This is a genomic window from Flammeovirga pacifica, from assembly GCF_000807855.2.
GTDB lineage: Bacteria > Bacteroidota > Bacteroidia > Cytophagales > Flammeovirgaceae > Flammeovirga > Flammeovirga pacifica.
The window spans coordinates 618,013-644,102 of the sequence record NZ_JRYR02000001.1; the positions used below are offsets into that span (position 1 = coordinate 618,013).

Annotated in this window: 25 protein-coding genes; 12 read left to right on the plus strand and 13 right to left on the minus strand. The window is 32.4% G+C overall.

Features of this window, described 5'->3' with window-relative positions; genetic code table 11:
• Positions 1-50 precede the first annotated feature (50 nt).
• Positions 51-908 (minus strand): pantoate--beta-alanine ligase, encoded by an 858-nt coding sequence (gene panC / locus NH26_RS02480; protein ID WP_044223837.1) that lies wholly within the window; start codon positions 906-908, stop codon positions 51-53.
• Positions 909-1,038: 130 nt separating this feature from the next.
• Here panC and NH26_RS02485 point away from each other — a divergent pair, with 130 nt between their 5' ends.
• The 4 genes from NH26_RS02485 to NH26_RS02500 all read left to right on the plus strand — a co-directional run bounded on the left by NH26_RS02485 (position 1,039) and on the right by NH26_RS02500 (position 6,071).
• Positions 1,039-1,854 (plus strand): glycogen/starch synthase, encoded by an 816-nt coding sequence (locus NH26_RS02485; RefSeq protein ID WP_044223839.1) that lies wholly within the window; start codon positions 1,039-1,041, stop codon positions 1,852-1,854.
• Between the two features lie 191 nt (positions 1,855-2,045).
• Positions 2,046-3,485, plus strand: a complete 1,440-nt coding sequence (locus tag NH26_RS02490) for a DUF4270 family protein (RefSeq protein WP_044223841.1) — start codon at positions 2,046-2,048, stop codon at positions 3,483-3,485.
• 28 nt (positions 3,486-3,513) lie between these two features.
• Positions 3,514-5,352 (plus strand): glutamine--fructose-6-phosphate transaminase (isomerizing), encoded by a 1,839-nt coding sequence (gene glmS, locus NH26_RS02495; protein WP_044223842.1) that lies wholly within the window; start codon positions 3,514-3,516, stop codon positions 5,350-5,352.
• 50 nt (positions 5,353-5,402) lie between these two features.
• Positions 5,403-6,071: a DUF4290 domain-containing protein gene (locus tag NH26_RS02500; protein WP_052432020.1), complete on the plus strand. Its 669-nt coding sequence runs from the start codon at positions 5,403-5,405 to the stop codon at positions 6,069-6,071.
• Here the strand turns inward: NH26_RS02500 and NH26_RS02505 are convergent, their stop codons facing one another.
• From NH26_RS02505 to NH26_RS02540, 8 genes are all read right to left on the minus strand, one after another.
• Positions 6,072-7,049: a sodium:calcium antiporter gene (locus NH26_RS02505; protein ID WP_262494259.1), complete on the minus strand. Its 978-nt coding sequence runs from the start codon at positions 7,047-7,049 to the stop codon at positions 6,072-6,074.
• Positions 7,050-7,056: 7 nt separating this feature from the next.
• Positions 7,057-7,848, minus strand: coding sequence for an amidohydrolase (locus tag NH26_RS02510; RefSeq protein WP_044223845.1), 792 nt, complete (start codon positions 7,846-7,848; stop codon positions 7,057-7,059).
• Positions 7,849-7,856: 8 nt separating this feature from the next.
• Entirely contained in the window at positions 7,857-8,342 is a 486-nt protein-coding gene (locus tag NH26_RS02515; protein ID WP_044223847.1) for a CAP domain-containing protein, read from the minus strand.
• A gap of 52 nt (positions 8,343-8,394) precedes the next feature.
• The gene (gene def / locus NH26_RS02520) at positions 8,395-8,955 is read right to left on the minus strand and encodes a peptide deformylase (RefSeq protein ID WP_044223849.1); all 561 of its coding nucleotides are present in this window, start codon (positions 8,953-8,955) and stop codon (positions 8,395-8,397) included.
• Between the two features lie 20 nt (positions 8,956-8,975).
• Complete coding sequence (gene ruvX, locus NH26_RS02525) at positions 8,976-9,392, minus strand: Holliday junction resolvase RuvX (protein WP_044223851.1); 417 nt, start codon at positions 9,390-9,392, stop codon at positions 8,976-8,978.
• Positions 9,393-9,398: 6 nt separating this feature from the next.
• A complete protein-coding gene (locus tag NH26_RS02530) occupies positions 9,399-9,746 on the minus strand; it encodes an arsenate reductase family protein (RefSeq protein WP_044223853.1) in 348 nt (115 codons plus the stop codon).
• Positions 9,746-10,609, minus strand: coding sequence for a bestrophin family protein (locus tag NH26_RS02535; RefSeq protein WP_044223854.1), 864 nt, complete (start codon positions 10,607-10,609; stop codon positions 9,746-9,748). Before NH26_RS02535 ends, NH26_RS02530 begins: the two co-directional genes overlap by 1 nt.
• A 103-nt stretch (positions 10,610-10,712) precedes the next feature.
• Complete coding sequence (locus tag NH26_RS02540; RefSeq protein ID WP_044223856.1) at positions 10,713-11,117, minus strand: MaoC family dehydratase; 405 nt, start codon at positions 11,115-11,117, stop codon at positions 10,713-10,715.
• Positions 11,118-11,504: 387 nt separating this feature from the next.
• Here NH26_RS02540 and sufC point away from each other — a divergent pair, with 387 nt between their 5' ends.
• Together sufC and sufD are read left to right on the plus strand one after the other, a co-directional pair.
• Positions 11,505-12,263 (plus strand): Fe-S cluster assembly ATPase SufC, encoded by a 759-nt coding sequence (sufC, locus tag NH26_RS02545; RefSeq protein WP_044223858.1) that lies wholly within the window; start codon positions 11,505-11,507, stop codon positions 12,261-12,263.
• 13 nt (positions 12,264-12,276) lie between these two features.
• On the plus strand, positions 12,277-13,581 hold the full coding sequence (gene sufD / locus NH26_RS02550; RefSeq protein ID WP_044223860.1) for a Fe-S cluster assembly protein SufD: 1,305 nt from the start codon (positions 12,277-12,279) through the stop codon (positions 13,579-13,581).
• A 43-nt stretch (positions 13,582-13,624) separates the two neighbouring features.
• Here sufD and NH26_RS02555 read toward each other — a convergent pair whose 3' ends face one another.
• The 3 genes from NH26_RS02555 to NH26_RS02565 form a co-directional block, all read right to left on the minus strand.
• Positions 13,625-14,344 carry a response regulator transcription factor gene (locus tag NH26_RS02555; protein WP_158021869.1) on the minus strand — a complete coding sequence of 240 codons (720 nt, stop codon included), beginning with the start codon at positions 14,342-14,344 and terminating at the stop codon, positions 13,625-13,627.
• Between the two features lie 70 nt (positions 14,345-14,414).
• Positions 14,415-17,075, minus strand: coding sequence for a CHAT domain-containing protein (locus NH26_RS02560; protein ID WP_044223861.1), 2,661 nt, complete (start codon positions 17,073-17,075; stop codon positions 14,415-14,417).
• Positions 17,076-17,080: 5 nt separating this feature from the next.
• On the minus strand, positions 17,081-18,022 hold the full coding sequence (locus NH26_RS02565) for a hypothetical protein (RefSeq protein WP_044223864.1): 942 nt from the start codon (positions 18,020-18,022) through the stop codon (positions 17,081-17,083).
• Positions 18,023-18,113: 91 nt separating this feature from the next.
• On the opposite strand from NH26_RS02565, the gene NH26_RS02570 reads away from it, so the two are divergent.
• The 4 genes from NH26_RS02570 to NH26_RS02585 all read left to right on the plus strand — a co-directional run bounded on the left by NH26_RS02570 (position 18,114) and on the right by NH26_RS02585 (position 22,939).
• A complete protein-coding gene (locus tag NH26_RS02570; RefSeq protein WP_052432022.1) occupies positions 18,114-19,865 on the plus strand; it encodes a glycoside hydrolase family 3 protein in 1,752 nt (583 codons plus the stop codon).
• A gap of 3 nt (positions 19,866-19,868) precedes the next feature.
• Positions 19,869-21,074 (plus strand): exo-beta-N-acetylmuramidase NamZ family protein, encoded by a 1,206-nt coding sequence (locus NH26_RS02575; protein WP_052432023.1) that lies wholly within the window; start codon positions 19,869-19,871, stop codon positions 21,072-21,074.
• Positions 21,075-21,178: 104 nt separating this feature from the next.
• A complete protein-coding gene (locus tag NH26_RS02580) occupies positions 21,179-21,877 on the plus strand; it encodes an iron-sulfur cluster assembly scaffold protein (RefSeq protein WP_044223866.1) in 699 nt (232 codons plus the stop codon).
• Between the two features lie 51 nt (positions 21,878-21,928).
• Positions 21,929-22,939: a GGGtGRT protein gene (locus tag NH26_RS02585; RefSeq protein ID WP_044223868.1), complete on the plus strand. Its 1,011-nt coding sequence runs from the start codon at positions 21,929-21,931 to the stop codon at positions 22,937-22,939.
• Here NH26_RS02585 and NH26_RS25215 read toward each other — a convergent pair.
• Entirely contained in the window at positions 22,831-23,277 is a 447-nt protein-coding gene (locus NH26_RS25215; protein ID WP_139262823.1) for a hypothetical protein, read from the minus strand. The two genes, NH26_RS02585 and NH26_RS25215, sit on opposite strands and share 109 nt — an antisense overlap.
• A 165-nt stretch (positions 23,278-23,442) precedes the next feature.
• On the opposite strand from NH26_RS25215, the gene NH26_RS02590 reads away from it, so the two are divergent.
• Entirely contained in the window at positions 23,443-24,879 is a 1,437-nt protein-coding gene (locus NH26_RS02590) for a sodium:solute symporter (RefSeq protein ID WP_044223870.1), read from the plus strand.
• Positions 24,880-24,977: 98 nt separating this feature from the next.
• Entirely contained in the window at positions 24,978-26,078 is a 1,101-nt protein-coding gene (locus tag NH26_RS02595; RefSeq protein ID WP_044223872.1) for an acyltransferase family protein, read from the plus strand.
• The last annotated feature ends 12 nt before the right edge of the window (positions 26,079-26,090 follow it).

Sequence of the window (26,090 nt, forward strand, 5' to 3'; positions counted from 1 at the left end):
ATTTGAGAATCCATAAAAAAACCTTGAAGAGAAATCTTCAAGGTTTTTTTTTATTCTATTAATAAGTTATCAATTAATCTAACTTTACCTAAATGAGAGGCTATGACGATAGCATAACTCTTAGGTAAATGCTGATCATCCACTCTTTCTAAAGTATCTGTTTTCACAATATCTAAATACTCTAGGTGGAATGATGGGTTTTTATTTATCTCATCAATACCCCATTCTAAGACATCTTTCGGAGAGTGATTACTTGAAAGCATATTTTTCATCTCCGTTATTGTTTGATATATATATGGGGCTATTGATAACTCTTCTTCAGTAAGTCTTTGATTTCGTGATGACATCGCCAACCCACTTTTTTCTCTTACTGTAGGGATGCCCTTAATATCAATTGGGAAAGAAAGGTCGTTGACCATTTTCCTGATAATTAAAAACTGTTGTAAGTCTTTAAGTCCAAAGTAGGCCTTGTTGGGTTCCACCATGTGAAAAAGTTTACTGACAACAATACCTACACCATTAAAGTGGCCTGGTCTAAAGGCACCTTCCAATCTTGTCTCTAAGGTTCCAAAATTAAAAGCAAGCATACTCTTTTGCGACACACCATTAGGGTACATTTCTTCTACACTAGGTAGGAAAACTGCAGAACAACCAGCATCCTTTAATAATTTAAAGTCTTGTTCATGTTGTATGGGGTAATGCTTTAAATCTATGGCATTATTAAATTGGGTAGGATTAACAAAAATACTACAAATAGTTACCTCATTTTCTTTAGTTGAATTTTTAATTAAAGTGAGGTGACCTTCGTGCAAAGCACCCATTGTAGGAACAAAACCGACTGATTTATTTGTTTTTCTACAATTATTTAAAAATTTTTTTAAAGTGCTAACTTGGTCAAAAACGTCCATTTTAAGGCTTGATTTTTAGGAAATAATTTATTAAGTAAAAAGACTATTTTATGTTAGTTTACTCGTAAAGGTTGAATTTAAGTAAGTTCTTCCGTACTTTTGCGTAGAAAAGGTGTAAATACGGTAAAATATGTCGAAATTAAAAATTCTTTACGTTTCAAGTGAGATAAATCCATTTTTGAAAACTTCTGAAGTTGCAGACTATGTTAGAAAGCTACCTCAACATATGCAAGAAAGAGGGATGGAAATCAGAATTATGGTTCCTAGATTTGGATTAATCAATGAGCGTAAGAACAGATTACATGAAGTGGTAAGACTTTCGGGGATGAATATCGCTGTTGGTGAAGACGAAAAACCACTTACCATTAAAGTTGCTTCGATACAAAGTGCTAAACTACAAGTATACTTTATAGATAACGAGGATTATTTCCACAGAAAATCAGTTTTCAGAGATAAGAAAAGCGATGAGTTTTTCTCTGATAATGATGATAGATCTGTATTCTTCTGTAAAGGCGTAATCGAAACTGTGAAGAAACTTGGTTGGGCTCCAGATGTTGTACACTGTAATGACTGGTTTACTAGTTTTATTCCATTGTACTTAAAAACTTCTTATAAAAATGATCCTATGTTCAAAAATGCTAAAACAGTATTTACTGTTTATGATACGCATTTTGATCATAAATTTGATCATGAGGAGTTAGCCAAAAAAGTAAAAATGTTAGACATTGATGACTCAATGCTTTCAGAACTTTCTACAGCTGATTACAATAGCTTCATTAAAATTGGATCTGAATATGCTGATAAAGTTACTAAAGGATCTAATTCTATTAATGGTGAAGTAGAAGAAGTACTTTCTACGTACGGTGAAAAGGTAACGGAAACGGAGCCAGAAGGAGAGGAATATGCTGATTCTTATTATGACATTTACACAGGCTTAACTGAATAGTTGGACTGTAAATCATATTTTCACAAAAAAAAAGGTTATTGAAAGTGTCAATAACCTTTTTTTATTTGTGATCGTCTTAATTATTTACAATTTTTGTCCCACCGTATTTATACTTTGCTTTCAACCTTTTTTAAAATACCATTGTCAACAATGTAGAGTAGGAAGCAATATATTTTGAGTAAAAAAATCAAATGAGCAATAAATTTTTATTAAGAGCATTTTCTCTATTATTAATCACTTTTTCATTTTCTTGTACAAGAACTGATTTACAGACAATCATAATTGGAGGAGACTTAATTGATGATCAAACGAAAATGTGTTATGTCGATACTTTAGAGATCGAAATTCTTAACATGCATATCGATTCTATCGCAACAAAAAATTCAAACTATTTATTAGCGGGTTATGTTGACGAAGGGACACAAATTGGTAAAACATCAACTTCATCATATACACAATTAAGTATAGGATCTGAAGAAGGTTTGAACTTTGAGGATAGAACATTAGATTCTATTTCATTTTCTATAGCTTTAGAAAAAGAATCTATATATGGAGATACTTCAAAATATATTACTTTAGAAGTTTACGAAATCACAGAAGATATTATCGGTGATTCTACATTGTATTTTGCAGAGGATACTGTTAAAACTGATGCAGTGGTATTGGGTTCAAGAACTTTTAAACCTTCTGATGTTACATCAGATACTGTAAAGATTCAACTTGATAATAAATTCGGTCAGAAAATTATTGAAAATGCAGAGTATGCAGATCAAGAAGATTTTGCTAGTAAGATTAAAGGTTTAGCTCTAAAAGTAAAAAGAGGAAATGAGTCTGCTTGGTGTGGTAAATATTCTCTTGAAAACTTTGGTACAGTAGTGACTATGAATATGCACTACCTTACTGATGATAGTGATCAAGATACTGTTAGAACGCAATATTACCTAGGTTTTTCTCAAAGATTTAACAACATCACTTATGAGCCAGGTACACTTACATCTGGTATTAATGTTGGTGATGTGATAGATTCTGAGCAAACGAATAATAAAGGATTTGTTTTTGAGGGAACAGGTTTAGTTGCAAGTTTGAAATTTCCGGAAGTTAGAAATCTATTTGTAAAAGCACCGGGTACATTTAGCGGAGATGATAGTTTAAGAGAAGTACATATTAATAAAGCAGATTTAATTATTACTCCAATTGGTGTTGAAGATGCAGAGGGTAAAATTTTCCCTGCTGATAATACACCACCGCCAGCACTTCTGAATTTTGGTTTTAAAGATGAGAATGGAGAAATAATCCGTCTGTCTGAGACCAATAGAAATTATAGATATTTACAATCACAATACCCTTCTTCTGGTGATCATAGTATCTCGTATAGTGGAAACACTCAAACATATACGAGTGCGAAATTAGCAACTTATTTGCAAGAACGATCAATAAATCAATATTATGGCTTACCTTTGCAAGATGACGGTTTAGTTATATTACCTTCACAGCAGAATCAAAATGTTCGTAAATTGATTTTTGCTGACGATAAAAGTCAAATGTTGCATCCGTTAAATGGACAAACTATGAGAATGCGTCTCGTAGTATATTATGCAGTATTTAATGACCCATTTTTTGATTGCAAATAATTATTATTCATCTTAAAATTTTTTAACTATGTGCGGAATTGTCGGATATGTCGGGCAAAGAGATGCCTTAAATATTCTGATCAAGGGTCTTGAGCGCTTGGAATACAGAGGTTATGATAGTGCTGGAATCTCTCTCATTGATGAAAATGAAGTAAAAGTATTTAAGTGCAAAGGGAAAGTTGCTGATTTGAAAAAACAAATTGATAATCAGGATACAAAAGGCTCTACAGGTATAGGTCATACCCGTTGGGCAACCCATGGTGCTCCTAACGATGTGAACGCACACCCTCATTATTCATCAGATAGTAATTTAGCAATGGTACATAATGGTATTATTGAGAATTATGAAGCTTTAAAAAGCCAACTGATTGAAAAGGGACATATTTTTCATAGTGACACAGATACAGAAGTATTTATTCATTTTATTGAACAAGTACAAAAAGATAACAATTGTAGTTTAGACGAAGCAGTAAGAATTGCACTGAAAGAAGTAATTGGTGCTTATGCTATCGTTATAACACAAAAGGACAACCCAGGTCAATTAGTAGCAGCAAGAAAAGGATCACCATTAGTGATTGGTGTAGGTGAAGGAGAATTTTTCCTTGCATCAGATGCTACTCCTATAATTGAATATACTAAAGATGTAGTTTATATTAAGGATGAGGAAGTGGTTTTACTTAAGGATGGAAATATGACCATTACTGATGTAAAGAACCAGGTTCAGACTCCTTACTTACAAACATTAGAGCTAGAGCTTGAAGCTATTGAAAAAGGAGGCTATGATCATTTTATGATGAAAGAGATCATGGAACAGCCAAAATCTGTAGCAGATTGTTTAAGAGGTAGAGTCATTGCTAAAAAGAATCATGTTAAACTTGGTGGTGTTTTTAACCACTTTGATGATTTATTAAGTGCTAAGCGTATTATTATTGTTGCATGTGGTACATCATGGCATGCTGGCTTAGTGGCGGAATATATTTTTGAAGAGTTAGTAAGAGTACCTGTTGAAGTTGAATATGCTTCTGAATTCAGATATAGAAATCCAATTATTGGTAAAGGCGATGTTCTAATTGCTATTTCTCAATCTGGTGAAACAGCAGATACTTTAGCTGCGATGAGTCTAGCTGAGTCTAAGGGGGCAATAGTATTAGGTGTTTGTAATGTGGTAGGTTCTTCAATTGCGAGAAACTCACATGAAGGTGCTTATACTCACGCTGGACCTGAGATTGGTGTAGCAAGTACTAAAGCATTTACTGCTCAGCTTACTGTATTAACTACAATGGCTTTGATGTTAGCCAAAGAAAAAGGCTCTTTAACAGAAGCTCAATTAAGTGATTTATTGACTGAAATAGAGAGTATTCCTTCTAAGATAGAGAAAGTATTAAAATCTAATGACTCGGTGAGAGAAATTTCATCTCTTTATAAAGATGCTAAGAACTTTTTATATTTAGGTCGTGGTTTTAACTTCCCAGTTGCATTAGAAGGCGCTTTAAAATTAAAAGAAATTTCTTATATTCATGCAGAGGGTTACCCTGCTGCTGAAATGAAACATGGACCTATTGCTTTAATCGATGAAGAAATGCCTGTAGTTGTTATTGCAACAAGAGATAGTTCTTATGATAAAGTAGTGTCTAATTTACAAGAAGTAAAAGCAAGAAGCGGTCGTGTGATTGCTGTAGTGACAGAAGGTGATGTGTTGATACCAGGTATGGTGGATCATGTTATTGAAGTTCCTGATACTCACGAGGTATTAATGCCAATGATTTCTTGTATCCCATTACAATTATTATCGTATCATATAGCTGTAATGAGGGGTTGTAATGTAGATCAGCCAAGAAACTTGGCCAAATCTGTTACAGTAGAATAAAAAATAATAGTAACCTTTCACAATGAAAGGTTACTTCTTACTATAATAATATGGAAGACGAATTTAGCTATAACACTGGACGGTCAGATATTGTCCTAAAGGAGTATGGTAGAAATATCGAAAAGTTAGTAAAGTACATCTCTTCATTAGACGATAAAGCTTTAAGAACACAATACTCTTACACTTTAATTGCTTTGATGAAACAATTACATCCAATACAAAAGCAATTAAGTGATAGCCAACAACGTATATGGGATCACCTTCAGGTGATGTCTGAGTTTAACTTAGACATTGATGCACCTTATCCGCTACCAACGGAAAATCAAATGCGTAAAAAGCCTAGAACTGTTCCTTATACTCAAAAAAGAATTCGTTTTAAGCATTTTGGTAAAAACTTAGAATCAATGGTTGAAAGCGCCTTACTTCAAGAAGGTGAGGAGAACCTTGAGGACGCTTTCGTTAAAATCATTAAGTTGATGAAGTCTTTTTATTCAATGCAAGTGAATGATAACATTGAAGATGAAGTAGTCATCAATACATTAAATACCTTATGTAAAGGAAGGTATGATGTTAGACCTTTGAAGAAAAAATTCCCTGATGCTTTTAGAAATATAAAACTTCCAGCATCAAATGTATTAACGCAAGGGAATTCTACTAATCCAGTACAAGGTGGAGGAGGAGCATCAAATAAAAAGAAAAGAAGAAGGAAAAGAAAATAATTATCCTCTTAGGTAAGTAGTGATATAATATAAAATACCTAGTGATAATAAAAACATAGAAGTTACTTTTGTTAGTTTTAAATATCGACTAGAAAGACTTAACATAGCACATAGCAAACATGCTAAAACAGAAAATGTTAGGTCATAATTAAGGGTGTAATCGTAATGGATTGGACCCTTTATTGTTAATATGGAAGAGGCTACTAGATAGTTTATAATATAAGAACCCATAATATTCCCAAAAGCAATATCTTGTCTCTTTCTTCTCATTACAGAAATTGTAGTGATAATTTCAGGCAAAGAAGTACAAATAGCCATAATACTGACACCAATAAAGCGAGCACTTAAAGAAGTATATTCACTCAATAATAATGCTTCTATAACAGATATATAGGCTCCAGCTCCAATGATTAGAAGACCTACAATAATATCTCTAGCAACATAATGATGATGTATTAAACCTTTTGGGATTTTTTTAATCAGATAGATTTCTTTTTTATTCTTACTACTCGCAAAAATAATGATGTAATATGTGATTAAATAACCTATCAGGTAGAAAGAGTCAAAAGGAGTGAGGTAGTTATCTTCAGTATTTAGAAACAGCTTCTTGTTTAATAAGAAAAACAATAAGCATCCACTTCCAAGTGCGAATATAGTATCTCTCCAAATATTTTTTGATAGAACTCTTACCTTGATGATAAATGCGGAAATACCTAAACCAAAAACGATGTTGAACGTATTACTCCCGATAATTGTCCCAAAGGCTAATTCTTCTGCATTCTTATATACTGAAATAGTTGAAACACAGATTTCAGGGATAGATGTACCTAATGCAACAATAGTAAGACCAATATGAACACCAGAGAAATTTGATTTGGAACTTAATGCTGTAGCACCCTTTGTTAGCATTAGTGCACCATATCGCATTAATGCAATGCCTGAGAGGCTGAGAAATATATGAAATAAGACAGAATCCAATGGAGAATTATAATTGTATAGTAAAATGATCTGCGTCTAAATGAGAAGGAAATTTCTCTCTTATATTTTGTACCTCTTTATAATTAAGGGTAATAATTTGAATTTCATCTGTATCAGATAAAGTATTGGCTACACGCCCTTTTGGTGAGTATACAGCAGATTGACCATTATAAGGTACCCCGTTGGCATCTTCTCCAATACGATTAACACCAATGGTATAAGATAGGTTTTCTATTGCTCTAGCCTTTAATAAAGTATTAAACGCATCAATTCTAGGTTGCGGCCAATTGGCAACACAAACTAAAATATCATAATCATTATTGGTATTTCTACACCACAGTGGAAACCTTAAGTCGTAACAGATGATTGGATTAATTCTCCAACCTCTAAATTCTTCGATCACCTGAAAATTTCCTGGAGTAAATGCCATATGTTCAGAAGCCATTCTAAAAAGATGCCTTTTATCATAATGAGAGATGTCTCCATTAGGTCTTGTAAATAATAAGCGGTTATAGACATTTCTATCTTGACGAACAGGAAAACTACCAATGATAGCAGCATTCATCCTTTTAGCTTGTTGCTTTAGCCATTTACTAGTTGTTAAACCAATGGGTTCAGCTTTTTTAGCTGCCTCATTATGAAAACCTGTTGTAAAGAGTTCTGGCAGTACCACAAGGTCAACTTCTTCAGTAATTTCCCAAAGTTTTTCTTCTAAAGTGGCTAAATTAGCTGTTGGACTCATCCATTCTGGAGAATACTGAATTAGTGCAACTTTGAAATTTTCTTGATGGTGTGACATATAACTATCTATTTATCTAATCTACCGACAAAAACCACATAAAAATAATCACCAGTATTTGAATTTTGAAATACTGCCCCACCAAATGTGTTGGCATTTCTATTTTCTAAAGTACTTCTGCAAGAATTGGCCATTACTTTCACAATATCAGGTATAGGATCTAAGATATTGTAAGCAGCATATGCAGTACAACCTCTCATATCAGTACTACCAGTTACACTTTGTATTCTTTTTTTGTGATAACCGTTTTCTTCTTCTTCTTTAGTAAGTTGTTCCCTGTTCATAGGGTTATTTGCTAATTCAGCGGCAAAACGTTTAGCTTCTTCAAAATAAGCATTGTTTTCCTCTAGAGTACTTAAATTATTCTTTTCTCGGTGTTTATTTATTTCAGTCATGAAATAACTATCCAGTGTGGTTGGTGTATTCCAGCTTACTTCATCGTTTTTGCATCCAAAGAATAATGATGCGATTAAAAGCAGTGTAAAAAGTCTCATTTATAAAATAAAGTCAATAAAAAAGCTCCTAATATTAGGAGCTTAAAGTTAATTATTTTTTCGGAAACCTCATTCTATATCCGTGAGGGACTTTCCCTTTTGTGATATTATTCAATTTTCCTTTAATTAATCTCTTTTTAATGGCTGATAAATGATCGGTGAAAAGAATACCTTCAATATGATCATATTCATGTTGAATAACACGAGCAGTCATGCCTGTAAATTCCTCTTCTCTTTCTTTCAATTCATCATCAAGATATTTAATGATGATACCTTCAGGTCTGATTACTTCACCATTTACACCTGGTATACTTAAGCAGCCTTCATCAAAACCAACATCTTCACCAAATTCTTCGATAATTTCAGCATTGATAAAAGCACCTTTGTAACCTTTTTCATCACTTTCTTCATCAATCATTAGGTTGGAGTCAATAACAAAAATTCTTTTATTGAAACCAATTTGAGGACCAGCTAGACCAACACCAGAAGCTCCTTCCATTGTTTCAAACATGCTATCAACAAGTTCCCCGACGTTTTCTAATTCCTCTTTTGTATAATCCTTTGCAACTCTTTTTAGAATTGGATCACCATAAGCGACAACTGGATAAATCATTTATATATTACTTTAATGGATTAATAACTATTTTGGTCTAAAAAAGATTGCAAGATAATTGCAGCACTTATTTTATCCACATTTCCTTTAACTTTTCTGTCTTTTTTCTTCATGCCACCTGCAATCATAGATTGTTCGGCCATTTTAGAAGTAAAACGTTCGTCAATATATGTTATCGGAATAGAAGGGAATTCAATAGCCAATTTTTTTCCAAAATTTTGAGTTGGTTTAGTATTGTCTGTCGCTTTTCCGTCTAACCCTTTAGGAAGTCCAATGACAAAATGCTCGACCTCTTCTTTTTGAAGATATTCTTTAATAAACTTCATGATGACATTTGTTTGAACAGTTTCTAAAGATGAGGCTATCATTTTTAAAGGGTCTGTTACAGCAAAACCAGTTCTTTTGGTCCCATAGTCAATGGCTAATATTCTTCCCATAATTTTTTAAAGAGCAGCTTTTGCTTTCTCTACTTCTTTTTTAGAGTTTCCGATAAATATTTGATCTTCTGCAATAATAACAGGTCTTTTTAAAAAACTATACTCTTGAAGTATTAACGATTTATAATCTTCTTCAGTTAATTCCTTTTCATGCAATCCCATAGGCCTAAATTGCCTAGATCTTCTGCTAAAAAGAGATTCGTAACTACCAGAAAGAGATTTCATTTCTTCAATTTGAACTTCTGTGATAGCTTCGTTTTTAATGTCCTGAAAAGTATCAAATTTATCTTCTCCAATTTCTTTGATAATTCTTTTACAAGTGGAGCAAGTAGATAGGTGAATTATTTTTATCATTATTTTGTAATGATTTCTTGTATATTTTTATAGATATTATTTGCGATATTATCCACAGGAAGATCATTAGGATCAAGACCAAATGGATCTTCAATTTCTTCAGAAATAGTAACAATACTCATGGCAACATAATAAATGATGATTACCGCAGGAATCGTCCACCACTCAAGATTTTCAATTAAACCCAAAGGCATAATGATAGCATAGATATAAATATACGCTCTCAAAAGGTAAGTATGTGATTGTGGCATTGGAGTTTTGTGAATACGCTCACATTTCCCCATAATATCTATTAATTCATCAGAATTCTCAATCAATTTTAATAATTGAAAGTCTGTGATCTCACCTCTGTCATATACTGATTTTAAGCGTACCTGAATTAATTGGTTGACAGCATTAGGAACATGGTCCCAATTTTTTAATTCTTTTATTATCTCTTCATCTAAGAAATCTAATTCTTGATAAATTACTCCAGATCTTAAATGTTCTTTTAATACAAAAGGGAAAGCAGATATTAAACCAAATAGTTCTGTCTTTTCTTTACTATCAGGTAAAAGTTGTTTTACCTGAAGTGCATAATTTCTAGAGGTGTTCACTAAACCTCCAAGTACTTTTCTTGCTTCCCACCAACGGTCGTAAGCTGTGTTGTTACGAAAAACCAATAAAATACCTAAAATAGCACCCATCAGGCCAGGTAAAGTAAAGTTAGTTTCGATGTCAACATGTCCTAGTTCATGAATAGCACATAAAATAGTAGTCGGGATTGCAATCCATAGAAGGTCTACAGCCAATCTCTTAACTAAATATCCTTTATAAGAGAATATCAAAAAGAAAGTAGATTGAGCGAAGTTCTTTTTAGGCATAAAAAATAAAGTTAAACCGTACAAAATAGACTAACTTAATAATATATTTTGTACTTGAGATTCTTAATCACTTTGTCAAAAATACAAATGTAAACAAATGTGACTAATCAATTAAAGTTTTGTGCATAATTTTGGCTTCACCTTTAACAGTTATCTTATTTTGTTCCGATTTTATAGTCGTTTTAATAATCGCGGTCTTTCTTCTAGAATCAATTTCAGTAATTTCAAATTCCGCTGAATAATTTTCATCAACAAACATAGGTCTTAAGAAATCCATATTTTGAGATAAATATACAGAGCCATTTCCAGGGAATTCTGTACCTAATACTCTTGAAAATATAGAAGCGGATAAAAAACCATGCATGATAGGTTTTTTAAATGGAGTATTTGCAGCAAATTCCTCATCAATATGGATAGGATTAGTATCTCCTGTTAGACGAGCAAATGCGTTTACGTCTTCCTGTGAAAACTTGAAATCTACTTGGTAGGATTGTCCAATCTGAAGCATTTTTATTATTTTTAGTGATAATCGACATCAAATAATATTCAAAAAGGTGATTAAAGTCTCCTTTTTTCAAATAATATTATTAGTTTTACATTGTGAATTCAAAACTTGTATAAAAAAATTAATTTATCAAGTAGTGTTTACACATTATTTTAGAGTTATCTTTTTTCATTTTCATATTTACTGAACTAAAGGTGTTGTCAATGACGAGACCTTTTTTTATGAAAAAAAGTAACAATTAGGAAACTATTAGTTGACAAAATAGTTCCTATTTAAAAAAATTCTAAATAACTTTGCAGACCGTAGTAATAGTATCTTAATGATACCGTACTTTTTGTAGTGTTACTAAGATTTTTTAATACGAATTTCTAACAATTAATCATAAAAAAAATGCTGAAGATCAACGATCTAAAAGCTTCAATTGAAGACAAAGAGATACTTAAAGGAATCAACCTTGACATTAAAGAGGGAGAAGTTCACGCTATTATGGGACCAAACGGTTCTGGTAAAAGTACTTTAGCTTCTGTATTAGCAGGTAGAGAAGACTACGAAGTAGATGGCGGGGATGTTGATTTCGATGGAGAAGACTTGTTAGAAATGTCACCAGAGGAAAGAGCACAAAAAGGTTTATTCCTTGCTTTCCAATATCCTGTTGAAATCCCAGGTGTTAGTAATACTAACTTCCTAAGAACAGCGGTAAACGAAGTTAGAAAAGCAAGAGGTGAGGAGCCTTATAATGCAGCTAATTTCATGAAAGAGATGAAAGAAAAAATGAAAATTGTTTCTATCGACAAATCTCTAATGAGCCGTTCTTTAAATGAAGGATTCTCAGGTGGTGAGAAAAAAAGAAACGAGATTTTCCACATGGCTATGTTGGATCCAAAGTTAGCTATTCTTGATGAGACAGATTCAGGTCTAGATATCGATGCTCTTCGTATCGTAGCAAATGGAGTTAACACATTGAGAGATGGTAATAGATCATTTGTAGTAGTTACTCACTACCAAAGATTATTGGATTACATCGTTCCTGATTTTGTTCACGTTTTATACAAAGGTAAAATCGTTAAATCTGGTACTAAGGAATTAGCTTTAGAATTAGAAGAAAAAGGTTACGACTGGATTATCCAAGAAGTAGAAGGTAACAACTAAAATACCATCTTACATGAGTACAGTAATTGAAAACGCAGCACTTAAAAATAGTGCTTTAGAATATATAGAGGAAACGATTGAAGCTGTTCCAGAATTAGTAGAAGTGAGAACTTCTGCTGCTGAAGGGTTTGCTGAAAATAATTTCCCTTCTATCAAAGACGAGGAGTGGAAGTATACTAACGTTAAACAACTTGTCTCTTCAAATTATGCATTTGATGTTAAAGAAGCAGCTATTTCTTCTGATGATATCAAAGGTTATTTAATTGAAGGTGTTGAAACATTGGTATTTGTTAATGGAAAATACAATGCAGGCCTTTCTAACTTTAATTCTTCAGAAAAAGTTTATATCAATACTTTTGCTGAAGCTTTAAACTCTGATAAAAAAGAACTTTTATTAGAGAATTTTGGCAAGCATGCTGATAATAATTTACCATTTGTTGGTTTAAATACAGCTTCAACTACTGAAGGTGTTTTTATTCACGCAAAGCGTAATGCAATTAAAGAAGAGTCAGTAATGATTTTAAATGTGGTTTCACAATCAAATTTAGTCATTCAACCTCGTCTTTTAGTGATTGCAGAAGAAGGTACACAAATTTCATATGTTGAAAGAAATGCTATCTTAAATAACGCTGAAGGTACTTTAGTAAATGCAGTTTCAGAAGTAACTATTGGTGAAAGAGCCAATGTAAATCATATTAAAATTCAGGATGAGGACCAATCTACTCAACTTGTAACAGTAACAGAGGCAAAACAAGCAGATAATTCTGTTTATGATAATGTGACTATTACAACAGGTGGTAAATTAGTTCGTAATAACCTGAATATTTCTTTAGGAGAGCACTGTGAAGGTCATATGACTGGTCTATATCTATTGGATGAGAAATCTTTCGTAGATAACCATACAATGGTAGATCATAAAATGCCTAACTCTTACAGTAACGAGCTTTACAAAGGTATTTTAAGTGGGAAATCTAAAGCGATTTTCAACGGTAAAATCTTTGTTCGTGAAGATGCACAAAAAACAAATGCATTCCAGTCTAACAAAAACATTTTATTATCTCCAGATGCAGTGGTAGATACTAAGCCTCAATTAGAAATTTGGGCTGATGATGTTTCTTGTTCACATGGTTGTACAGTAGGTGCATTAGACGAGGAGCCAATGTTCTACTTAAGAGCAAGAGGTATTCCTGAAGACCAAGCAAGAGCACTATTAACTTATGCATTTGCTGGTGATGTTATTGAAAAAATTAAGAACGAAGCAATTAGAAATGTCGTTCAAAGAATGGTAGCAAATGCAATGGGTTATCCATTAGATTAAACTACTTAAGATCAAAAAAAGGAGACAGAAATGTCTCCTTTTTTTATGCACTTTTTGGTTTGTGTGAGGATATGACCATTGTTATCTCTCTTGTGATTTTATCTAAATCATCTGCACTTGACTTTAAATGATTTACAATTTCTTTCGCCATGCTGTCATCAGATGAGTTAAAAAGTTCAATTAATCCCATGATTCTGCATAATGGTCCTCTAACTTTATGTGAATTAAGGTAACAGTACTTCTCTATTGCTTTATTTTGTGAATTGAGTAAAGCTTTTAGTGTGTCTAATTCTTTTGTGGTTTCAGATATCTCGTGAGAATTAATATTACTGCTATTTAAATTATGCTGAATATTTTTCATGAACATCATAATCTCCGTTTTGAGAACTTCAATACGGCTGATACGTGCTTTGATACTGTCTAATAATTCCTTTTGGGTAAAAGGCTTTGTGATATAATCATCAGCCATTAGGTTCATACCTTTTCTAATATCATTTCTATCACTCTTAGCAGACAGGAATATAAACGGCACACCAACGGCCAAAGGATTCTTTCTTAATTCTTTTAAAAAAAGGTAACCATTCATAGCAGGCATCATAATATCACACAGAATAATATCAGGCATTTCTTTCTTTAGCAGATCTAATGCTTCATGACCACTTTGAGCAGATAAAACATTAAAATCGTTAATTTCTAATAGGTCAACAATACTGTCAAGTAAGTTTTTTTCATCATCGATAACAAGAACAGTTGTATCGTTCATGATAGGGTAAATTTTGGGTTCATATAACACTAACATACACCTAACATAATTCACCTTCTAGAAAGTTTCCTCAACTACCAATTAATGAAAAAGCAGCCCAATAATATGGGGAATTGTAAACTCTTCCTTGAAATAGTTTAATTTTTGCTTTCTGTAAAGCGAGAGAAATGTCTTTGTTTTTGGTAAGCTCTTGATAGAAATATTGCATGAAAAGTGCAGAGGAAATATCATTAATTGTCCATAAGGAAACTACCGAATTTTCAACACCTGCATACTTTAATGATCTTGATAGCCCGATAAGTCCTTCTCCCTTAGAGATCTTGCCTAAACCTGTCTCACATGCTGATAATGTAACTAAACGTGCGTTTAAATCTAAATTATATATGTCAGATGCGAATAGTAATCCATCACTTTTCTCATCTACTAGATAAATAAAAGATTGATTTGGATTTTCTTCATTTACCACTCCATGAGTAGCAAAATGAATGTAACCACTATTTGAAACATCTTGATCTTTTAATAATGATATTTTCGCTTTTTCATAGATGTAATTATTTGTAGACCATCCTGCATTTTCAGTTATTGATTTTATCTCGTTAACTTCACTCAAAGTACCTGGTAATGGATCAAATTCATCTATACCATTACTATCTTTAAACTGTATAGGGGCGAAGCAAGTTAATGTGGTATTAAAGTTATCAGCATTCGATTCTTGAAGTGCAATTGTTGCTGAAAAATTATATGATGTAGCATATTTCTTTACTAAAAAAGGAAGGTCTTTCGGATCCGTATTTTCTGATACAGATGTATAATAGAGTATATCAAGAGGTATGCTATTGATTTTACCATCAGGTATGAAGATTATTTTTTCGATATTCTTATTAAAAGTAAATGGCAATAGTCTATCAGTTAAATATTCTGTAGACATTGATATGATTTCTTCAAAATTAAATTTCAAACCACTTTTTAAACTTACGATTTCATCTTTAAAGTCTTCATCAAAGTCTTGAGTGAATATGTATAATTGTTTATTTGCAATTAAAAAGATGTACAAAAGTTCTTCTTTATCAGCAATAAAATAACTCACAAGGGCAGTATTTTTGGGAAGTTTCTCCTTTATTTCTTTTGCAGTAATGGTTTTGGTACTGTACTTTAATTGAAAATACTTAGGATAATCCGTTTCTAATTGATTGATAAACCGATCTAGATCTGTTTCTTTTTCAAAGAGTTGTACAATTAACTGTTCTCTCTCATCAACAGAGGAAGCATTAATAATACCTTTTTCTAATCCATTTATTTCATCTCTAAAGTTGTTTTCTTTTTCAATGAGTGTCTTTGGAATTCCGGCAAAAGATTTTGCATGTGTGTCTTGAATTGCTTGTTGTAAGGTGGCTGATTTACTCCATTCCATAAAGTCAAATGCCTTATTATTCCATTTTTCTTTAGCGATGGAAGCTTCACCTAAAGCGATCGATAAACGTATTGCATCAGCGTAAATGTTATTGGTTATTTCAGATAATTTGATTTTATCTTGTTCACTTTTTTGATTTCCTCTTATCTTATTGATTAATTGATGTGCTAATTCGAGAGACTGAATACCTAAGTTTAAGTCATTGCGTTTGAGGGATTTACCGTAGTGAATTTGTTCAAGTACTTCAGCTTTCTTTTGTAATGCAACAAGATTAATAAAAGGGTTAAGGTAGTTACTAATAGAGGGGAAGTCTTTGATGTTTGTAGAATTGAATTCATGATTATTAGCGATCAATGCTTTCTGAAATAAAGCTAAACTATTTTTATAATCTCCTTTGTCAAGGGCAATATCACCTTGTTTGATATAAATATTAGCAATTTCAGGGTGCTTGTTTCCAAATACATTTTGATACAATTCTAAAGAGAAATTATAGTATTCATTGGCTAATTCAACTTGACCACTTTTTAGATAAGCATCGGCAATAAAAATGTAGGTAAAAGCTACGTTGGGGTGCTCATCACCATAAAACTTTGACCAAATATTAGAAGCTTTTTCAAATGAATTGATCGCTTTATCCACAAAGAAATTTTTCTCAAATAGAATACCCAAGTTAATATAAATAGATGCAATGCTTGGGTGATCTTCATTAGGGTACACTTTACGGTATTCTTCTAGTGCTTTTTCATAATTAATTTGGGCTTTAAATGTATCATTTTTAGAGTGAACAAGTCCAATGTTTATAAAGCAATTGGCTTCTAGGATGGGATCATTTAATTTTTTCGCCAGATTTAAAGATTGATTTAAGTATTCTGTAGCCTCATTATTTTCACCAAGTTGCCAGTAAGCAGTGCCTTGTAAAGAATAATTCTCTACAAAGAAGAGTCTATACTGATCATCATTTTGAAATTCTTTGAAAGTTGTAATTCCTTGTGTTAATACATTAAGTGCATCGTTAGGAAATCCTTCATTTTCTAATAGAAATGCTTTTGTATTTATGATACTTAGATAAGTAGGGTTTGTCGCATCTAAATTTTCATCATCAAGAATTTTATAGGCTTTTGTATAGAGGTTCTTCTGACCTAAAATTTTTGCCTTTAATGCATGAGTTTCATTTAGATATTGAGTATTGGATATTGTATTTAATATGGAATAAGATTGATCTATTTTTCCATCAACATAAAGTATTTTTGCAGAGTCAAGTAGATCTTGTGCAAAAGTTTGATTAATAATTAAGAGAAATAATATAAATAACTTTTTCATGTTGATTAGATCTGATGTTTAATTGTTAGGTTAAGAACAAAATCCCTATTCAAAGCATCAGGATTCTTGGGTCTTTGTTGAGCTGCGTATGCACCAAGTAAGTTCATCGAGAAATGAGTAGTAAAGTTATAACTCATTTCGATAATAGAATTGATAGTTAAACCTTCACTACCATCTACCAAAAAATTACCGTCCTCAATAGATTCTACATATCCTTTTTCAGGCTTATATATACCTAAAACACTTGGAGATATAGACCATTTTGAAGTTTTTAAAGTATATTTTATCCTACCACTAATATCCATTTTTCTATCTAAATGTCTGGTAGAAGCATAATTATTAGCCATCCATTCTCCTTTAGGGTCATCTTTCCAATAGAAGGGGTCATATTCATGATTTTCTAATGTGGTCAATGGCTGTTGGTAGCCTAATGAAAAATGAAAAGATTTAGTGTAGAAAGATACACCAATTAGACCATCGTAAGTACCTAATGAAGTTTGATAAAACATAGGGAGAGGTTTTCCATCTAGCTCTAAATTTGCATCGTTAGTGGGTATTTTTCCCCCAATTACAAAACTACCTGACCATGTTTCATTTTGTAAGAATTGATAGGAGTAAGATAAAGTGACATCTCCTAAACCTTGAGTGGTAGTTAGAACAGACTCTTTAACAGAATATAGTCCCTTTAACTGTATCATACTTCTTTTTGATAAATAATAATCAAAAGATAGTCCAGCGCCATAGTCAAAGTCTCTTTCTTTATATATTTGATAATAGGCTAAGTACCCAATAGAGAAATTACTATTCACACTTGATTTTGTTACTTTATCATTGATAGGGTTTAAAGCTCCTGTAGAACAAACGCCTGCGTCACTGCATCCTTGTGAAAAGGAAGCAAATGAAAAGATAAAAATAGCAATAGTAGTTAGTAGGTATTTTGATAACATATTAGAAAAATAACGAGTTTAAAGAGTTTATTTGAAGAGCGTTAATTAATTTAGAGACTAAACTAATAATAATTGAACTAAATTCTAAGATATGTCCTATCAAAAAGCATTAATTTTAATACTTTTTTTGTGCTTTTCTAAAGTTCATTCTCAATCAAAATATCCTCAATTTTATCAAGCTTCATGGGAAGATATCGTATGGGTAGATTCTGTTTGGAAGTCTTTAAACGATGAAGAAAAAATTGCTCAACTTTTTATTGTACCTCATTATACCAAAGGAAGTTACAAAGAAGTAAAGATGTTGGTGCAGAAATATAATGTAGGTGGAGTAATATATTTTAAAGGTGATGTAGATGATCAAATCAATGCTATCAATAACTTAAATAGTTTTTCAAAAACACCGCTTGTACATACGTTAGATGCTGAATGGGGTTTGGGTATGAGATTGCCTAAATCGGGTATTTCTTATCCGTATGCGATGACTCTAGGTGCAATTGAAAATGACGAACTTATATATCAAATGACATCTCAAATAGCGAAACAACTGAAGCAAGTAGGAGTAGGTATAAGTTATGGACCTGTAGTAGATATTAATAATAACCCAGAAAACCCTGTTATCAGTTATAGATCATTTGGAGAGGATAAAATGAAGGTCACCTCAAAAGGTTGGATGTATGCTAAAGGGTTGGAAGATCAAAAAGTTTTATCTGTAATAAAACACTTCCCTGGGCACGGAGATACCAATGTTGATTCTCATAAGGACTTACCAGTAATACCATATTCTAGATCTCGTTTGGATAGTCTTGAGCTATATCCATTTAATCAACTTGTACAAAAAGGTGTAGGAGGTGTAATGACTGCACATTTGTCTGTACCAGAATTAGACCCTAAATACCCTTCATCATTATCTGAGAAAATGATCAAAGGGATTTTAAGAGAAGACATGAACTTTAGAGGAATTGTTTTTACTGATGGTATTCTAATGGATGCAATCACAAAACAATATCATTCTTATGGTAAGGCAGATGCTCAAGCATTAAAAGCAGGGAATGATGTCGTTGAGTTTACGAATCATATTGGTGTAGCGATAAAAGAGGTGAAAACCTTGATAGATAATGGGGAATTGTCTTGGGAAGAAATTGATAAAAAGGGATGGAAAATGTTATTGCTAAAACGTTGGTTGATGGTAGACGAAAAAACTATTGTGAAGAATCACCCAACATTTGATCAAAAAGCCGCAGAAGTTTTAATTCAGAATATTGCTGATGAAGCAATGACCTTGTTATTAAAAAAAGAAGACAAACCCACTTTTACAGGTACATCCATTGGAGTGGTTAATATTGGAAAAAAAAGTGATCAATATTTAATAGGTCAGCTTCAATCACAAGGGTTTAAGGTTGAAAGTTTTTATTTATCCAAATATGCTAATTTAACACAAATCAATAGTCTGATAAATAAGCTTCATAGTTTTGATAATGTAATTACACAATTTGGTTCTTTTTATATGAGTCCAAGAACTAAAAATATTGCGGTAGAATTAGGGCAAGGAGATCATATTAATCCTAATCAAAAGTATCCGTACGGAGTAACTTACAGCATGTTAAAATACATGGAGGTTTCCTCAAAAATTAAGAATCACCATGCTGTGTTTTTTGGAAACGCTTATGTATTGAGATCATTTAGAAATTTAGATCATTTAAGTTCTTTGACTATTGCCTATCAAGATCTACCACAGTTAAGGAAATCTTTTTCAAAGGTGATTATTGGTGATATTAAATATAAAGGTATCCTTCCTGTTAGTATTGACGATCGCTTTAAAGCCGGAATGGGAATAAAAAAATAGATTATGAAAAACTTTATTACAGTAGTACTTACATTAATTATTTTTTCTTGTTCAGCATCAAAGCAAGACAATACTGCAGAAGCACAGAAAGAGTCTACACCTCCAATAATTGTTGGTGCAGAGCAAACTGAAAAGTATGTTCCTTATATCAAAGGTAAGAAGATTGGTCTTTTGGTGAATCAGACTTCAACCATAAAAGGGATTCATATAGTGGATTCTTTACATAATAGAGGCTTAGATATTCAAATGATATTTGCTCCAGAACATGGTTTTAGAGGTAATGAGGATGCAGGTGCACATGTAAAAGATGGTATTGATCCGTCTACAGGAGTAAAGATTTATTCTATTTACGGGAAAAATAAAAGACCAAGTCCAGATCTATTAAAAGAAGTAGATATCATCATTTTTGATATCCAAGATGTTGGATGTAGATTTTATACTTATATATCTTCAATGCATTATATGATGGAAGCTTGCCAAGAAGCAGGGGTTCCTTTGTTGATATTGGATCGACCAAATCCAAATGGAATGTATATAGATGGTCCTGTTTTAAAGAAAGAGTTTACCTCATTCGTAGGTATGCATCCTATTCCAATTCTACACGGGCTTACAGTTGGCGAATTAGCTAGAATGATTAATGGAGAAAAATGGTTAAGAACAAAAAAAGAATGTGAATTGACAATTATTCCAGTATTGAACTATAATCATGCAATGGAATATTCTCTACCCATTAAACCATCACCGAATTTACCGAATGATCAGTCAATTAAACTTTATCCATCCCTTTGTTTTTTTGAGGCGACTCCAGTTAGTATTGGTAGAGGGACTGATTTCCCATTCCAGGTAATTGGCTATAATAATAAAACGATGGGCGAATTTAATTTTAGTCCAAGATCAATAAAAGGGGCTGCATCGAATCCGGTATTGAAAGATCAAAAATGTTATGGAGAAGATTTGCGTAATGTACAACAGGGTGGGTTAGACCTGAGCTATATTATTGGTTGGAACGAAAAATTTAGTGAGAATGAAAAGAAATCCGTTATATCTAAAAATAAATGGATGGATTTATTGTCAGGAACTGATTCTTTAAGAATAATGATTGATCAAAAGAAGTCTCAAAAGGAAATCAAGGATTCATGGCAAAAAGACTTAAAAACTTATAAACAGATAAGAAAGAACTACCTTATTTATACTGATTCTAAATATTAAAATACCTTAAAAAGATTAAACCACGTTAACATTTATCTTCATCCATAATAAGTGAATAACCGTTCATAATAAAGAAGTTAAAAAAATAAAAATATTTCAATATTATGAACTACACATCAGAAATACAGGGAATGTGTCCTTTGGCACAAATGGGTGGAAATGCACATAGAAACGCTCCAATTCCAGTGGAAGGAAATATGGTTCACGCAAAAGATGTTACGGATATTTCTGGATTATCGCATGGTGTAGGTGCATGTGCTCCTCAACAAGGTGCATCAAAATTAACTATTAACGTTAAAAATGGTATTATAGAAGAATGTTTAATTGAAACAGTAGGTTGTACAGGTATGACTCACTCAGCTGCTATGGCTTCAGAGATATTACCTGGTAAAACTATTTTAGAAGCATTAAATACAGACCTTGTATGTGACGCAATTAACGTGGCAATGAAGGAAATTTTCTTACAATTTGTATATGGTAGAACACAATCTGCTTTCTCTGAAGGTGGTCTTCCAATTGGTGCTGGTCTTGAAGATCTTGGTAAAGGATTAAGATCTCAAGTAGGCACTACATATGGTACAAAAGCAAAAGGGGTGAGATACCTAGAAGTTGCTGAGGGTTATGTTACTCAATTAGCAATTGATGAAAACGATGAGGTAATAGGTTATCAATTCGTTCACTTAGGTAAAATGATGGAAATGATTCAAGATGGTCAAGATGCCAATGATGCAATGGAAAAAGCAAAAGGGACCTATGGCCGTTATGATGAGGCAGTTAAATACATTGATCCTCGTCATAATTAATCCCAATTCCATTAAAATTAAAATATTAATCACCTTAAAGAAATTTCAATCATGGCATTATTTGAAGGATACGATAGAAGAGAAAATAGCATAAAAACAGTTTTAGATCAATATGGATTTGAGACTATTGAAGATGCGAGAAAATTAGTAGAAGAAAAGGGTGTTGATGTATACAACATTGTAACAGAAACTCAACCAATTGCATTTGAGAATGCAAAATGGGCATATATATTAGGTGCAGCAATTGCCATTAAAAAAGGTCAAACTAAAGCGTTTGATATAGCAGCTACATTAGGAGAAGGTATTCAAGCTTTTTGTATTCCTGGTTCTGTAGCAGATCAACGTAAAGTAGGTCTTGGACACGGTAATTTAGCAGCTCGTTTGTTAAATGAAGAGACAGAATGTTTTGCTTTCTTAGCAGGTCATGAATCTTTTGCAGCAGCAGAAGGAGCAATTAAAATTGCATTGTCAGCAAATAAAGTGAGAACAAATCCTTTACGAGTTATTTTAAATGGTCTAGGTAAGGATGCTGCTTACTTGATTTCAAGAATTAATGGATTTACTTATGTGAAAACTCAATTTGATTACACAACAGGTGAATTAAATGTTCTTGAAGAGCGTAGATTCTCAAAAGGTCCTAGAGGTGAAGTAAAATGTTACGGAGCAGATGATGTAAGAGAAGGTGTTGCAATTATGCATAAAGAAGGAGTGGATGTATCTATTACAGGTAACTCTACTAACCCAACTCGTTTCCAACATCCAGTGGCTGGTACCTACAAAAAAGAACGTTTTGAGTTAGGTCAAAGATATTTCTCAGTGGCATCAGGCGGTGGTACAGGTAGAACACTTCATCCAGATAATATGGGTGCTGGTCCTGCTTCATACGGTATGACTGATACTATGGGTAGAATGCACTCTGACGCTCAATTTGCAGGTTCTTCTTCAGTTCCTGCTCACGTTGAAATGATGGGCTTAATTGGTATGGGTAATAACCCTATGGTTGGGGCATCAGTAGCCGTAGCTGTAGCATTACAAGAAGCATTTACAGCACAGACTGTATAATAATATAGAAAATGAAAAAGGGTAGCTATTAGTTTAGCTACCCTTTTTTTGTGCCTGATTGTAACGAGAAACATCACTTCATTTTTAAAGATATCAAATTTGATCATCAAGTTATCATAGATGATTTCACCTTTTGTAACAACATAACTAACATTCCATTCTTTGTCAAAGAAAGGCGTTCCTTTATAATTAGTGTTACCTTCCTTAAAGATTAAACCTGTATTTAAATGATCAGTATCTACTAACTCATATAGGTTCGAATTAGTTGTGACTTGTCCATATGTAACGTTTGTTACAGATATAAATAAAGAAATAAGGATTGAATAATAGAGTTTCATGATAATTAGTTTAATTTGAAATGGAGTTGAAAAGAAAATAGTATTTCAATAATCTCCAGTATAAAAGTTTAATTAAATTGGTTAAAAAATTAGAAGCCTTAGTGCTACTAAAAGAGTATTTTCTAATTGTAACAACCTGATTTATAACTATCAAATATTGTATTTATGACACCAACAATAGTCATTATTGTCATTTTTTTATATTTCCTCTTATTATTCGGAATATCTATACTGACTTCGGAAAAGGGAGAGAAACAAAGCCAAACATTTTTTACAGCTAATAAATCATCAAAATGGTATTTAGTAGCCTACGGAATGGTAGGGGCAACTTTATCTGGGGTTACATTTATTTCTGTACCAGGAATGGTAGCAAAAGGTGGATGGGGATATTTACAGTTTATGATGGGAAATATGCTCGGGTATTTAGTAATAGCTTATGTGTTAATTCCTCTTTTTTACAGTAAGCAATTTGTAAGTATCTATGAGTATTTAAAAGATAGATTTGGTGTCAAAGCATCAAAAACCGGAGCTTTGTTTTTTATGCTATCTCAAACTATTGGAGCTGCTTTTAGACTTTATTTAGCAGCTTTAGTTTTACAAATTGCTTTTTTTGAAGCTTTTAATATTCCATTTGCAGTTTCAGTATTTGTGATCATTTTATTGATTTGGCTATATACATTTCAAGGTGGTATTAAAACAATTGTTTGGACTGATACTTTACAAACAACTTTTTTATTATTAGCTGCTGTTTGGACCATTTATACGATAGGTTCAGACTTAGGATTAACACCATCAAGTATGGTTCAAACGATCTCTGAAAGTGAAATGTCTACTATATTTAATTGGGATTGGAAATCTCCAACTTTCTTTTGGAAGCAATTGTTGGCAGGAATGTTCATTACGATATCAATGAATGGCTTAGATCAAAATATCATGCAAAAGAACCTTACTTGCAAAAGTAAAGGAGAAGCACAGAAAAATGTGTTGTCATTTGCTGTAGTCTTCTTTTTATCCACTGTTGTTTTCTTATCACTAGGGGTTTTACTATATGAATATGCTGGATACAATGATATTCTTATTCCAGCCAAGGCAGATGAATTATATCCTACATTGGCACTTAATTACTTTGGGACATTTACGGCTATTGTCTTTCTCTTGGGTATTATAGCTGCGGCATTTTCAAGTGCTGATTCTGCTTTAACTGCTTTAACCACTTCTTTTTGTGTTGATTTTTTGAGATTAAAGAATGGGATAGAATCAAATAAAAAAAGGAAATTAGTACATATAGGTTTTAGTCTCTTATTATTTGTAGTGATTGTTGTATTTAGAGCTGTCAATAATGATAGTGTTGTATCTGATGTATTTAAAGCCGCAGGCTATACCTATGGACCGTTATTAGGACTTTTTGCTTACGGTATTTTTTCAACCAATCAAATTGATGATAAAAAAGTATTAGTAGTATGTTTATTAGCTCCAATACTATCATTTGTTTTGAATACTTTTTCAAAAGAATTGTTCTTTGGGTATCAATTTGGATTTGAGATTTTATTAATCAATGCTGGTTTAACTATTTTAGGGTTATGGTTCATAAGTAAAAAATAAATGTAATTGATATTACAATTTTGGTTGTTGGTCGAAATTATCATGAGAATTCATATAATTAAATAGTTTTGTTTTTGTAATGAAATGAAAAACAAATGATGGCTTCCAAACGAATTTTATCTCTTGATATTTTTAGAGGACTAACTGTAATCTTAATGATTTTGGTGAACAACCCCGGTAGTTGGTCTCATATTTATCCTCCTTTACAGCATGCAAATTGGCATGGTTGTACACCTACAGATTTAGTTTTTCCATTCTTTTTATTTATTGTAGGTGTATCTATTTCCTTTTCGATGTATAATGCAAAGAAAGAGGAGAGTAAAAGACCTCAATTACTAAAGAAAGCAGTTTGGAGAGGTCTAAAATTAATAGGAATCGGATTGTTTATTTCTCTATTTCCATTCTTTGATTTTTCAAGTTTAAGAATACCTGGAGTACTTCAAAGAATAGGATTAGTTTTTATTTTTGCTACCACAATATTTTTATACAGTGATATAAAAAACATAATTGGTATTCTAGTATTAATACTGATTTCATATTGGGGAATGATGACATTAATTCCAATACCCGGTATAGGTACACCAGATTTAGATGATCCCAATAAAGTGTTGTCAGCATATATAGATTTTAAGCTGATGGGGAATTATTTGTGGTCAGGTTCTAAAACATGGGACCCTGAAGGGCTTTTAACAACTTTACCAGCCATCGCTACTACTTTATTAGGTATTATAGCTGGTGTCTTAGTGAAAACATTGGATAAATCGATCATTGTTAAACGGTTAATTATCATTGGGGCGTGTTTAACAATTGCAGGAGCAATTTGGGGTGTGGTATTTCCTATAAATAAAAGTTTGTGGACCTCTACTTATGTATTGTATACTGGAGGCTGGGCATACATCACATTAGGTTTATGTTACTATATTTTTGATGTCAAAAATTTTAATCCTAAAATAACATTAGTACCTCATGCATTTGGACTCAATCCTATGATCGCCTATGTTGTCGCAGAATTAGGGGCTAAATTGATGTACATTATCCCAATAAATGGGACTTCATTAAAGGAGTATATATATCAAATTATGATGAATATAGGTTGGAGTAATGAATTAGGTTCATTCGTTTTTGCAATAAGTTATGTTGTGATTTTATACATTTTTGTACTTATTCTTTATCGAAAAAAGATAGTAGTTAAAGTATAAAAAAAGCCGCTT

What these genes read in the sequence shown, in the direction of transcription:
- panC (WP_044223837.1), bottom strand. Translation starts at nt 908, where the DNA reads ATGGACGTTTTTGACCAAGTTAGCACTTTAAAAAAATTTTTAAATAAT.
- NH26_RS02575 (WP_052432023.1), top strand. Translation starts at nt 19,869, where the DNA reads ATGAAAAACTTTATTACAGTAGTACTTACATTAATTATTTTTTCTTGT.
- NH26_RS02590 (WP_044223870.1), top strand. Translation starts at nt 23,443, where the DNA reads ATGACACCAACAATAGTCATTATTGTCATTTTTTTATATTTCCTCTTA.
- NH26_RS02530 (WP_044223853.1), bottom strand. Translation starts at nt 9,746, where the DNA reads ATGATAAAAATAATTCACCTATCTACTTGCTCCACTTGTAAAAGAATT.
- NH26_RS02500 (WP_052432020.1), top strand. Translation starts at nt 5,403, where the DNA reads ATGGAAGACGAATTTAGCTATAACACTGGACGGTCAGATATTGTCCTA.
- sufC (WP_044223858.1), top strand. Translation starts at nt 11,505, where the DNA reads ATGCTGAAGATCAACGATCTAAAAGCTTCAATTGAAGACAAAGAGATA.
- NH26_RS02595 (WP_044223872.1), top strand. Translation starts at nt 24,978, where the DNA reads ATGGCTTCCAAACGAATTTTATCTCTTGATATTTTTAGAGGACTAACT.
- NH26_RS02570 (WP_052432022.1), top strand. Translation starts at nt 18,114, where the DNA reads ATGTCCTATCAAAAAGCATTAATTTTAATACTTTTTTTGTGCTTTTCT.
- NH26_RS25215 (WP_139262823.1), bottom strand. Translation starts at nt 23,277, where the DNA reads ATGAAACTCTATTATTCAATCCTTATTTCTTTATTTATATCTGTAACA.
- NH26_RS02565 (WP_044223864.1), bottom strand. Translation starts at nt 18,022, where the DNA reads ATGTTATCAAAATACCTACTAACTACTATTGCTATTTTTATCTTTTCA.
- NH26_RS02515 (WP_044223847.1), bottom strand. Translation starts at nt 8,342, where the DNA reads ATGAGACTTTTTACACTGCTTTTAATCGCATCATTATTCTTTGGATGC.
- NH26_RS02540 (WP_044223856.1), bottom strand. Translation starts at nt 11,117, where the DNA reads ATGCTTCAGATTGGACAATCCTACCAAGTAGATTTCAAGTTTTCACAG.
- NH26_RS02485 (WP_044223839.1), top strand. Translation starts at nt 1,039, where the DNA reads ATGTCGAAATTAAAAATTCTTTACGTTTCAAGTGAGATAAATCCATTT.
- NH26_RS02580 (WP_044223866.1), top strand. Translation starts at nt 21,179, where the DNA reads ATGAACTACACATCAGAAATACAGGGAATGTGTCCTTTGGCACAAATG.
- ruvX (WP_044223851.1), bottom strand. Translation starts at nt 9,392, where the DNA reads ATGGGAAGAATATTAGCCATTGACTATGGGACCAAAAGAACTGGTTTT.
- sufD (WP_044223860.1), top strand. Translation starts at nt 12,277, where the DNA reads ATGAGTACAGTAATTGAAAACGCAGCACTTAAAAATAGTGCTTTAGAA.
- NH26_RS02535 (WP_044223854.1), bottom strand. Translation starts at nt 10,609, where the DNA reads ATGCCTAAAAAGAACTTCGCTCAATCTACTTTCTTTTTGATATTCTCT.
- NH26_RS02510 (WP_044223845.1), bottom strand. Translation starts at nt 7,848, where the DNA reads ATGTCACACCATCAAGAAAATTTCAAAGTTGCACTAATTCAGTATTCT.
- NH26_RS02490 (WP_044223841.1), top strand. Translation starts at nt 2,046, where the DNA reads ATGAGCAATAAATTTTTATTAAGAGCATTTTCTCTATTATTAATCACT.
- NH26_RS02560 (WP_044223861.1), bottom strand. Translation starts at nt 17,075, where the DNA reads ATGAAAAAGTTATTTATATTATTTCTCTTAATTATTAATCAAACTTTT.
- glmS (WP_044223842.1), top strand. Translation starts at nt 3,514, where the DNA reads ATGTGCGGAATTGTCGGATATGTCGGGCAAAGAGATGCCTTAAATATT.
- NH26_RS02585 (WP_044223868.1), top strand. Translation starts at nt 21,929, where the DNA reads ATGGCATTATTTGAAGGATACGATAGAAGAGAAAATAGCATAAAAACA.
- def (WP_044223849.1), bottom strand. Translation starts at nt 8,955, where the DNA reads ATGATTTATCCAGTTGTCGCTTATGGTGATCCAATTCTAAAAAGAGTT.
- NH26_RS02555 (WP_158021869.1), bottom strand. Translation starts at nt 14,344, where the DNA reads ATGAACGATACAACTGTTCTTGTTATCGATGATGAAAAAAACTTACTT.